The organism is Novosphingobium sp. B-7 (genome assembly GCF_000410615.1).
GTDB classification, from domain to species: domain Bacteria; phylum Pseudomonadota; class Alphaproteobacteria; order Sphingomonadales; family Sphingomonadaceae; genus Novosphingobium; species Novosphingobium capsulatum.
This window is the reverse complement of the sequence record NZ_KE148365.1, coordinates 2,637-12,100: the sequence shown is the minus strand read 5'-3', so window position 1 is coordinate 12,100 and position 9,464 is coordinate 2,637. Positions and strand designations below refer to the sequence as shown.

9 protein-coding genes are annotated in these 9,464 nt (G+C 66.9%); 5 read left to right on the top strand and 4 right to left on the bottom strand.

Annotated elements, in window-relative coordinates; genetic code table 11:
- From H926_RS34775 to H926_RS0114805, 3 genes are all read left to right on the top strand, one after another.
- On the top strand, nt 1-614 hold a 614-nt coding region (locus tag H926_RS34775; protein WP_022677016.1), incomplete at its 5' end, for an aminotransferase class I/II-fold pyridoxal phosphate-dependent enzyme.
- The gene (bioD, locus tag H926_RS0114810; RefSeq protein ID WP_022677015.1) at nt 614-1,234 is read left to right on the top strand and encodes a dethiobiotin synthase; all 621 of its coding nucleotides are present in this window, start codon (nt 614-616) and stop codon (nt 1,232-1,234) included. The genes H926_RS34775 and bioD, both read left to right, overlap by 1 nt.
- The gene (locus H926_RS0114805) at nt 1,231-2,499 is read left to right on the top strand and encodes an adenosylmethionine--8-amino-7-oxononanoate transaminase (protein ID WP_022677014.1); all 1,269 of its coding nucleotides are present in this window, start codon (nt 1,231-1,233) and stop codon (nt 2,497-2,499) included. Before bioD ends, H926_RS0114805 begins: the two co-directional genes overlap by 4 nt.
- Before the next feature lie 13 nt (nt 2,500-2,512).
- Here the strand turns inward: H926_RS0114805 and H926_RS0114800 are convergent, their stop codons facing one another.
- The 3 genes from H926_RS0114800 to H926_RS30920 form a co-directional block, all read right to left on the bottom strand.
- The gene (locus tag H926_RS0114800; RefSeq protein WP_022677013.1) at nt 2,513-2,758 is read right to left on the bottom strand and encodes a hypothetical protein; all 246 of its coding nucleotides are present in this window, start codon (nt 2,756-2,758) and stop codon (nt 2,513-2,515) included.
- Nucleotides 2,759-2,878: 120 nt separating this feature from the next.
- Nucleotides 2,879-3,079 carry a hypothetical protein gene (locus tag H926_RS27810; RefSeq protein ID WP_022677012.1) on the bottom strand — a complete coding sequence of 67 codons (201 nt, stop codon included), beginning with the start codon at nt 3,077-3,079 and terminating at the stop codon, nt 2,879-2,881.
- 255 nt (nt 3,080-3,334) lie between these two features.
- Nucleotides 3,335-4,603, bottom strand: a complete 1,269-nt coding sequence (locus H926_RS30920; protein WP_022677011.1) for a hypothetical protein — start codon at nt 4,601-4,603, stop codon at nt 3,335-3,337.
- Nucleotides 4,604-4,860: 257 nt separating this feature from the next.
- Between H926_RS30920 and H926_RS0114785 the strand changes: the two genes are divergently transcribed.
- Nucleotides 4,861-6,645: a hypothetical protein gene (locus H926_RS0114785; RefSeq protein ID WP_022677010.1), complete on the top strand. Its 1,785-nt coding sequence runs from the start codon at nt 4,861-4,863 to the stop codon at nt 6,643-6,645.
- Here H926_RS0114785 and H926_RS27800 read toward each other — a convergent pair whose 3' ends face one another.
- Nucleotides 6,646-7,362, bottom strand: coding sequence for a peptidylprolyl isomerase (locus H926_RS27800; protein ID WP_043609731.1), 717 nt, complete (start codon nt 7,360-7,362; stop codon nt 6,646-6,648).
- A 160-nt stretch (nt 7,363-7,522) separates the two neighbouring features.
- Between H926_RS27800 and H926_RS0114775 the strand changes: the two genes are divergently transcribed.
- Complete coding sequence (locus tag H926_RS0114775) at nt 7,523-9,433, top strand: methyl-accepting chemotaxis protein (protein ID WP_022677008.1); 1,911 nt, start codon at nt 7,523-7,525, stop codon at nt 9,431-9,433.
- Nucleotides 9,434-9,464: the final 31 nt, after the last annotated feature.

Here is a 9,464-nt window from a genome sequence, read left to right as displayed (position 1 = left end):
ATTCGATGGATGGTGACCGCGCCCCGCTGGATGATCTTGCCGCTGTGGCGCAGCGCCATGGCGCGATTCTGGTGATCGACGAGGCGCACGCCACCGGCGTGTTCGGCCCGGATGGGCGTGGCCTGGCCGCGCATCTCGATGGGCGTGAAGACGTCATCGTGCTGCGCACCTGCGGCAAGGCGCTGGGCTGCGAAGGGGCGCTGGTGTGCGGCCCGCGCGTAGTGCGCGATTTCCTGGTGAACCGTGGCCGCCCGTTCATCTTTTCCACCGCGCCCAGCCCGCTGATGGCCAGCGCGGTGCGCGAGGCCTTGCGCATCTGCGCCGACGAGCCAGCGCGCCGCGCCGCACTATCCGCGCTGATCGACCACGCCGCACGCCGGCTGGGCCCGCTGGGCGCCAGTGTCAGCGGCAGCCAGGTCATGCCGCTGATTCTGGGCGATGATGCGCGCACCATGGCTACGGCCGCACGGCTGCAGGCCGCCGGGTTCGATGTGCGCGGCATTCGCCCGCCCACCGTGCCGGCCGGCACCAGCCGCCTGCGCATTTCGCTAACGCTCAACGCCGCCCCGGCCGATGTCGATGCGCTGGCCGCCACCCTTGAGGAGATCCTGTGATGACCCGTTATGTCGTGACCGGAACCGATACCGGCATCGGCAAGACCGTGTTCAGTGCCGCCCTCGCCGGTGCGCTGCGCGCGCATTACTGGAAGCCGGTGCAATCCGGCCTGGATGACGGGGCAGACCGCGATGCCGTGGCCGCGCTGGCGCAATTGCCGCCTGACTTGATCCTGCCCGAAGCCTATCGGCTGACGCAGCCGCTTTCGCCCCACCGCGCGGCAGAGCTGGACGGACTGCAGATCGATCCGGCGCGCCTTTCGCCGCCCGATCATGAACGCCTGGTGGTAGAGGGCGCCGGCGGCGCGCTGGTGCCGATCACGCGCGGCACGCTCTATGCCGATCTGTTTGCCTGGTGGAACCTGCCGGTGATCGTGGTGGCGCGCACGGCGCTGGGCACGATCAACCACAGCCTGCTGACGCTCGAAGCCCTGCGCGCGCGCGGCGTGCCGATCCACGGCATCGCCTTCGTCGGCGCCGAGAACGCAGATAACGAACAGACCATCGCCGCGATGGGCAAGGTGCGCCGCCTGGGCCGGCTCGACCCGCTCGATCCGCTTACCCCGGAAACCCTGGCCGCCGCCTTTGCCCGCGGCTTTGCGCTGGAGGATTTCGCATGACCGGCTCGCCCGTCTGGCATCCGTTCTGGCAGCACGGGCTGGGACTGCCCATTCCCAAGGTGGCGCGCGGCGAAGGGGCGGCGCTGATCCTGGAAGACGGTACCCGCGTGATCGATGCGATCTCGTCGTGGTGGGTGACCACGCATGGCCACAACAACCCGCGCATCATGGCCGCAATCCGCGCCCAGACCGAGCGGCTCGACCAGGTGATCTTTGCCGGGTGGACACACCAGCCCGCCGAAGACGTGGCGCGCGGCCTTGTCGCCATGCTGCCCGAGGCGCTGACCCGCGTGTTCTTTTCCGACAGCGGCAGCACGTGCGTGGAAGTGGCGCTGAAAATGGCGCTGGGCTTCTGGGCCAACCGTGGCGAAGCGCGCCACCGCATCCTGGTGATGGAGCATTCCTATCACGGCGATACCATCGGCACGATGTCGGTGGGGGAACGCGGGGTTTATAACGCGGCCTATGCGCCGTTGCTGTTCGATGTGGGCACGATCCCCTTTCCAATCGGCGATGGCGCCAACACGATCGAAGCCCTGGAAGCCGCGTGCCGCGAAAACCCGGCTGCGCTGATCGTGGAGCCGCTGGTGCTCGGCGCGGGCGGCATGCTGTTCTATCCGCCCGCCGTGCTGGCCGCGATGGCCGAGGTGTGCCGCCGCCATGGCGTGCTGTTCATTGCCGACGAGGTGATGACCGGGTTTGGCCGCACTGGCACGATGCTGGCGTGCAACCAGGCCGGCGTGGTGCCCGATATCCTGTGCCTGGCCAAGGGCCTGACCGGCGGATCGATGCCGCTGGCGGTCACCGTGGCGCAAGAGCCGATCTTTGCCGCGCACTGGTCAACCGACCGGGCCAAGCTGTTCTACCACTCGTCCAGCTACACCGCGAACCCGATCGCCTGCGCAGCGGCGGTGGAAAACCTGGCGATGTGGCGTGAAGAGCCGGTGCAGGCGCGCATCGATGCCCTGGGGCAGAACCAGCAGGCCCTGCTCGATCGCCTGGCCGCGCTGCCCGGCGCGCAACATCCCCGCCGCTGCGGCACGATCATCGCCGTGGATTTCGCCACGCCCGATGGCGGCTATCTTTCCGCCCTGGCGCCACACCTGATGGCCTTTGCCCGCGATCACGGCGTGCTGCTGCGCCCTCTGGGCAATACCGTCTATGTCCTGCCGCCCTATTGCATCAGCGCGGCAGACCTGGCGCGCGTGGGCGATGTGGTGGAGGAAGGGCTGGCCGCCCTGCCGCGCCCCGAGCGCCCCATCTAGCCAGGCGTTGAAATCAATAGAGGTGGCGCGTCGATGCACCCATGAACGGGAAACGCACGACGCGGCCGGTGGCCAGCGATGACTTGAACAGGATGCGGGCCTTGTCGGCATCCTCGATCGTCACGAACACCAGATGCGTGCCGCCAGACTTGAGCGGCTCGATCGAACTGATGCGCAGGGCATTGGCCTTGCACCGCTTGGCGGCATCGCCCTCGTCGATCGACAGGTTGAGCGCGCGCGTGGTGGTGATGGTTGTCATGGGAAAACCTCGTGCAGGGGGGAGGCGGGGGGCGCCGGTTGATCACTCGCCCGTGCGTGGTGCACAGGCGGAAGGAAGCGGGGCCGAAAAATGGGTGACGTGCTGTCCCGTCAGCCTGCCTCAGGCGGCAGCGGCTGACCCGGCCGCAGGCAGCGTGCACCATTCCGGATAGGCTGCCACGCCCAGCTTCTGGCGCAGCCGCGCAATGCGGGTTTCATAATGCCGCACGAGATCATAGCGGCTGCCGGCGCGATGGTCCTGCCGCGTCTGGGCATCCATCACCGCAACCTGATGCTGAAAAAGAAGATGATTGAGGTCCACGGCCGTTCTCCTGCCAGATGCGGGAGCACGATGGTCTCTCAGGCGCCGATTGCATCCAAGATTTTGCATCATGACGGGGGGCGATGCGCAGCCTATGCAGAATTTCTACAAAAAAATCAAGTGAAAATTTCAAAATTCAGCAATGATATAATTCAAAGTCAATTTGCATAATATCATTCACTCCCTCGCCATTTCAGAATTATAAATACCTATTACAGATAATATTCAGTGGTAATTTATTCGCGATGGCAGATTTTACTTTCCTCCCAACTGCACGCACTGCCTGAAAAACCGCATCGGCCTTGCCGGCAACAGCAAAGCCGGTGCCCGTTCCCCCGCCGTGATCATCACCTGATCCAGCGGCACCGCATCAGCGGACGCGCCAGCGGGGAAAGCCTGGACAAGGCAGCGGCCATGCCGGGGCCTGAACGCGGCAGGAACCGGAACCGGTCTCGCGCCCGAGGCCGCAAGCCATGCCGGGCGGCCAAAGCGGTAGCGCCGGGCAGGATGGATCACCTGAAGGTCCACCGCGCCGGCATATTGGCCCAGCACCAGTGGCTTGCCCTGTTCGAACAAGATGCCAGGCCGCCCACCCAACAGGCGCGCTGCCGCCACCTGCGCCGGGCGCGCGCCGGCATCAAGGTCGGTCACCGTAGCCTGATCGATCGTCAAGGGATCGATACCGGTCATGCGTTTGAGCCGCGCCGCCATCCAGTCAATCTTGGGATTGCCTTCGCCGGTCTCGTTGATCGGGGCTTCGGCGACATGGCTATGCCCGACATAGATCAATACCTTCTGGCCCGGAAAGCGTGCCATCAATGCCGCCAGATTTTCGGCCTGAGCCTGTTCGCGCGCCACGACGTTGGCCTGCCGATCCGCAGGATGGGCGGCGGCAGATTGTTCCTCGGTCTGCTCATAGGCGGCAGGGGCATACCCCATGGCGAGCGCGGCGCGGACGAACCGCGCATAGACTGGGTCAAGGGTGTAAAAGCCGGTTCCACGGCGGACAAAGCCATCGTGCCTGAGCCGCGCCATGATCTTTCCAGCCGGGTCGTTGTAGAACGCCTCCGCCGCCAGGACGCCATAGCCCAAGGGGCGCAGGGCGCGGGCAACCTGCAAGGCGAACATGCGATCGCGCGGGCTGATATGCGCTTCGTTCAGGATGACGATGCGAGTATCTTTCGCCCGCTTGACGATTTCGGCAATCGCATCGTGGGCAACCGCCTGCTGAACGCGCGCGATCCAGTCGCGCTGGATCAATGGGGGTGAATGCGCCCGATCCAGCGTTGCCAAGTCGAGTTCGCCAGTCACCATGACGCTTTCTTGCTGCCACATCTGATAGGCATATTCGTCTTTCACCCGCCCCTGCGGATCGAACGCCAGCTTGGCCAGTTTGTCGCGCGCCGTAAGGTAATGCCCCTGGTCGAGCAGGGACATGGCCGCGTCGACCTGGGGCGGTGGCCCGGACGATTGCGCCATGGCCGGCGCGGCGATGAGCAGAGCCAGCGGGACGAGAGCTTTCATCGGTAGCGCTTCCCTCGACAGCAGAGACCTGCCCGGTTGTGGCATGGGCGGCTGGCGCTGCCAACCGCGGCACGGGGGTTTCGGAGCACGGCTCCGCTACGCATTTCCCCCTAATAGCCAATATGTTCCTGGCAAAGAAGACTGCGCCGGCGTCAACCGCGTCTGGAGCGGCCATGTTAAACGATTGCGGCAAGACTGTGCCTCTCGGGTGGCGAATCCCTGCCGCCTGTTGCTGGCAACGTGCAGGACGGCCGCTAATGGCGCTTATTAAGAACACCCGGTTTCGCCAGTCGCTGCTGGTCACGGCCGGCATTGTGGCGGCCCCCGCCCTGGCGGCGACGGTGATCATCACCACGGGCAAGGCCACCTCTTCGGCCAGCGCCACGCCAGGCGCTGCGCCGGTAACGCTGGCAAGCAGCGCCGGCGGCGTGGCCCCTGCGGCCGCAACGTCAAGCGCGGCCAAGGCGGCAGCGCCTGCCGTGGGCGCGTCCCTGCTGCTGGGTGCGCAAACCCATTTCAGCCAGGGCTGGCCAGCCGGGGTGGGCGATCTGGCGGCACAGGCGCAAGCGCCGCTGTTGCGCGATTCGCTGCCCTGGGCGGCGGGGGAGACAGCCAAGGGGCGCTACACCCTGGACAGCGCGGCGGCGCAGAACCTGATGGCGGCGTGCCAGGCCGGGCGGCGCCTGATCCTGACGGAGATTCCTGCCAACCCGCTGTATGACAACGGCCTGTGGGTCTCTTCAGAACAGGGCCGCACGGCGTTTGCCGCCTATCTGGGCGCGCTGAAGGACAAGTTCGGCAACTGCCTGGCCGCGATCGAGCTGGGCAACGAGATCAACGGCAGCCGCGCTATGGTCTTTGCCGCTGGGATCGACAGCGTGGCCGCCTATGTGCGGATCGCGGCAGCGGCCCATGCGCGGCTGGGCGGCAACCCGGCGCTGCTCGGTGGATCGACCAACATGATCGGCACCGGTTATCTGCGCCCGCTGTTTGCTGCCGGGCTGCTCGCCCAGGTCGATGGGATTGCCGTGCACCCCTATCGCAACCGCGCCGAAGGGCTGGACGTGGAACTGGTGCAACTCGCCTTGGCCATGGATGCAGCGGGCCCGCGCGTGCCGGTCTGGGCCACCGAGTTTGGCCTCGCCACCAGCGACCAGGCCACCGCAGCCGGCGAACTGGTCAAGCAGGCCACGATGCTGGCCGCCAATGGGGTGGGCCAGGCAAGCTGGTATGCCCTGATCGACCAGACCGGTTTCCCCACCATGGGGCTGTTTGCCGGCACCGCGATCAAGGACCAGGGCCGCGCGTTCCGCTTCCTCCAGGCCAGCGTGCTTCCCAAGGGGCGCCCGTTGCGGCTGGATCTGGGCGATCCGCTGCTGTTCGCCTATCGCCTGGGCAGCGATACCACGGTGATCTGGGGCGCCCCGCGCGGGCTGGTACTGGGCAGCGGCACGCGGGCCTATGGCCCCACGGGGCAGGCGCTGGCCACGCCGATGATCGGCGATCAGCCGATCGTGCTGGTCGGCACGGGCTATACGCTGGGCGCCTCGGCCGTGGTGGCCGATACCCTGCTGGGCTGGGGCACGCCGGCCTGGCGCTATTTCGTGCGCAACCGCGCGGGCAGCGACACGGCGCTCGATTGGCTGGACGATACCTGGACCGGCTATTTCGGCAACAAGTTCAGCAAGCCACTGCGCATCAACGCCACCAGCGCCGCACCGGCCGGCGATGCCGCTGCGCCATTGCGCGCGGTGTGGCGCTATACCGCGCCGGCAGCCCAGGCGCTGGATCTGCGCGGCTGCTTTGCCAAGGCGCCGGGCGGCGACGGGGTGGACCTCACCGTGCTGCGCAATGGCAAGGCGCTGTGGCAGGGCGTGCTGACCAGCGGTCTGCAACCAGGCCCACTGCCGGTGGACCTGGCGAAAGGGGATCGGCTCGACATCGTTGCCGGGCCGAACCAGGCTTTTGGCAGCGACGCGTTCTTCTATCGCGTGGTGCTGTTTCGCCGCAGCCAGAGCGCGGCGGTAGCCTGCCCCAATTGATCAGGGTGTCGTTGTGGGCGCTGGCGCTGGCGCAGGCGTCGGCGCGGGCGTCTGGTTCGCCACGCGCCGCGCGGTGATCACTTTCACCGGCTGGGCCAGCATCTGCCCGCGCATCGCGCCTTCGCCCATCGTCGGCGAAATCGGCATGTCCCAGATCTTGCGCACCACATCCATGCCCGAAACCACATGCCCGAAGGCGGCATAGCCCAGCTGCCGATCGGGATCGGCATTGGCCGGATCGGCATCCAGACCGGGCATGTCTGACAACAGGATGGAGAAATCCGACGTGGCCGTGCCCGGCGCCAGCCGCGCCAGTGACAGCGTGCCGGCCTTGTGCAGGATGCCGGTCTGGCTGGTCGGTTCATGGGCCACCGGCTTGAACAGCTTGGCCGCATCGCGAATGCCGCCCTGCAGCAGGCCGTTGGGCTGCTGCCCCCATTCCAGATGCATGGCGCGATAGAACGTCATCCCGTCATAGCGCTTGGCATCGACGTAATGCAGGAAGTTGCCCACGCTGATGGGGGCATGCTTGCCATCGAGTTCGACCACGATGGTGCCCTGGTCGGTCACCAGGGCCACGGTCGCGACATCGGGCACCGGCGCCGGGGCGGGTGCAACCCTGGCCGGGGCGGCCTTGCGTGCGGGGGCGGCGAGGGCAGCAGAGGCACAGGCGAGATTTGCGGCGGCAAGGGCCATCATGGCGAATCGAATCTTCATCCCGGCATCCTGCCCGATCAGGGCCGGGCCGGTAAATGGCCCGATGCACGGCATGGTTAACGCCGCGATAGCAACGATCCACAGGGGTATGGTTACCGATCCGTGAAGGCCCGCGCTCTAGTTTTTTGGCGATTGCCGCAAACCGCCGGAGCCAGCCGCCATGCTTCGTTTCAATATCTCTGCCAAGCTGATGTCAGCCTTTGCCGTGCTGCTGGCGGTGATGGCCGCGATCAGCGTCGTGGGCGTCAACCGCATCGGCGAGGTGAACGCGATCGCCACCGAAATGCGCGAGCGCTGGCTGCCGGCCTCGCAATCGCTGGGTGATCTGCACAGCTATCTCTCGCAATACCGCATCAAGCAGGCCGAGGTGGTCTATACCCCCGGGCCGCGCTCGGCCAAGCTGGCGCGCAACGCGCAAGTGGTGATCGACAAGACCATTGCCGATTACCGCAGCGAGATCGCCACGCCGCAGCAAAAGGCGCTGCTCGACCAGTTCGAGAAGGGCTGGCGCGATTTCACCGCCGATACCGATCGCCTGATCACCGTGGCGCAAAGCGATCCTGCCGCCGCCCATGCCGCGCTCAATGCCGAATCGCTCGATCACTATTACGCGCTGGAAGACCTCGTGCTGCAGCTGATCGACCTCAACGCCAAGGGCGCCGGGGCGATTTCGGAACAGAGCGCAACCATCTACACCTCGGCCCAGCGCTTCATGGTGGGGGCCGCCGTCGCCGCGCTGGTGGTGGCAGTGTTCATGCTGGTGGTGCTGATGGCCACGGTGGCGCGGCCGGTCAAAAGGATGAGCGCGGCGGTGGACCGCCTGGCCGCCGGCGATATCACGATCGACGTGCCGGGCCTGGCCCGCGCTGACGAACTGGGCCAGCTGGCCCGCGCGCTCGACGGGTTCAAGGCGCTGTTCGCCCGCGACGTGCAGCGCGCGCGCGAAGAGCAGGCCCGCGCCGAAGAAGCCAACGTCACCATTGGCGCGATCGGCGGCGGCCTTGCTGCCCTGGCGCAGGGAGACCTGACCCACCGCGTGGCGGAAAACGGCCATGGCGCGATGGGCAAGCTGCACATGGATTACAACGCCGCGCTGGGTGAAATGAGCCAGGTACTGGGCCGCATCGTCGCCGGCTGCCGCACGATCAAGCTGGGCATCGACGAAATCGCCGCCGCCTCATCAGACCTCTCGGCCCGATCGGAACAGCAGGCCAATGCCCTGGCGCAGACCGCGCGCACGCTCAACGAATTTACCGGCACGGTAAAGATCACGGCCGACAATGCGCGGCAGACCAGTGGCCGCCTGCGCGTGGCGCGCGATACCGCCGGCCAGGTGGAAACCATTGCCCACGATGCGGTGGGGGCCATGCGATCGATCGAGGACAGCTCGCGCCAGATGGCCGAGATCATCGCCGTGATCGACGGCATCGCGTTCCAGACCAACCTGCTCGCGCTTAACGCCGGGGTAGAGGCCGCGCGCGCCGGGGATGCCGGCAAGGGCTTTGCCGTGGTGGCATCGGAAGTGCGTGCCCTGGCCCAGCGCAGCGCCGACGCGGCCAAGGATATCAAGACCCTGATCACCACGAGTTCACAGCAGATCGCCGGCGGCGTGGCCCTGGTCGAAGGCAGTGGCGAAGCGCTGCGCCAGATCGTGGGCGAAGTGAACGCGGTTTCGGGCCTGGTCGAGGAAATTGCCGAAGCGGCCGAAAAGCAGGCCGACGGCATCGGCGAAATCTCGCGCATGGTGTCAGACATGGATTCGTTCACGCAGCGCAATGCAGCGATGGTGGAGGAAAGCACCGCCAGCACGCGCACCCTGTCGAGCGAGACCGACAGCCTGATGGAACAGCTGGGCCGCTTTCGCCTGGCCGGTGGCGATGCCACGCCTGTGGCCGCGCCGCGCGTGGTGCCTATGCCGCCGGCCGAACCAGCGCCAGTTGTCGTGCGCCCGGCCTCACTCGCTCTCGCGACGCTGCCACCGGAAGAACCGGCCGCCCCGCCCGCGCGTCCGGCTCCCGGCCGGGCGGCGGCCGCAGGCAACCTGGCGGTGGATGACTGGAGCGAGTTCTGACGCGCAGCCTGCGTAATTGTCCGCAGGGGCG

Coding starts and splice junctions, on each gene's coding strand:
- bioD (WP_022677015.1), top strand. CDS start 614: ATGACCCGTTATGTCGTGACCGGAACCGATACCGGCATCGGCAAGACC.
- H926_RS0114805 (WP_022677014.1), top strand. CDS start 1,231: ATGACCGGCTCGCCCGTCTGGCATCCGTTCTGGCAGCACGGGCTGGGA.
- H926_RS0114800 (WP_022677013.1), bottom strand. CDS start 2,758: ATGACAACCATCACCACCACGCGCGCGCTCAACCTGTCGATCGACGAG.
- H926_RS30920 (WP_022677011.1), bottom strand. CDS start 4,603: ATGAAAGCTCTCGTCCCGCTGGCTCTGCTCATCGCCGCGCCGGCCATG.
- H926_RS0114785 (WP_022677010.1), top strand. CDS start 4,861: ATGGCGCTTATTAAGAACACCCGGTTTCGCCAGTCGCTGCTGGTCACG.
- H926_RS27800 (WP_043609731.1), bottom strand. CDS start 7,362: ATGAAGATTCGATTCGCCATGATGGCCCTTGCCGCCGCAAATCTCGCC.
- H926_RS0114775 (WP_022677008.1), top strand. CDS start 7,523: ATGCTTCGTTTCAATATCTCTGCCAAGCTGATGTCAGCCTTTGCCGTG.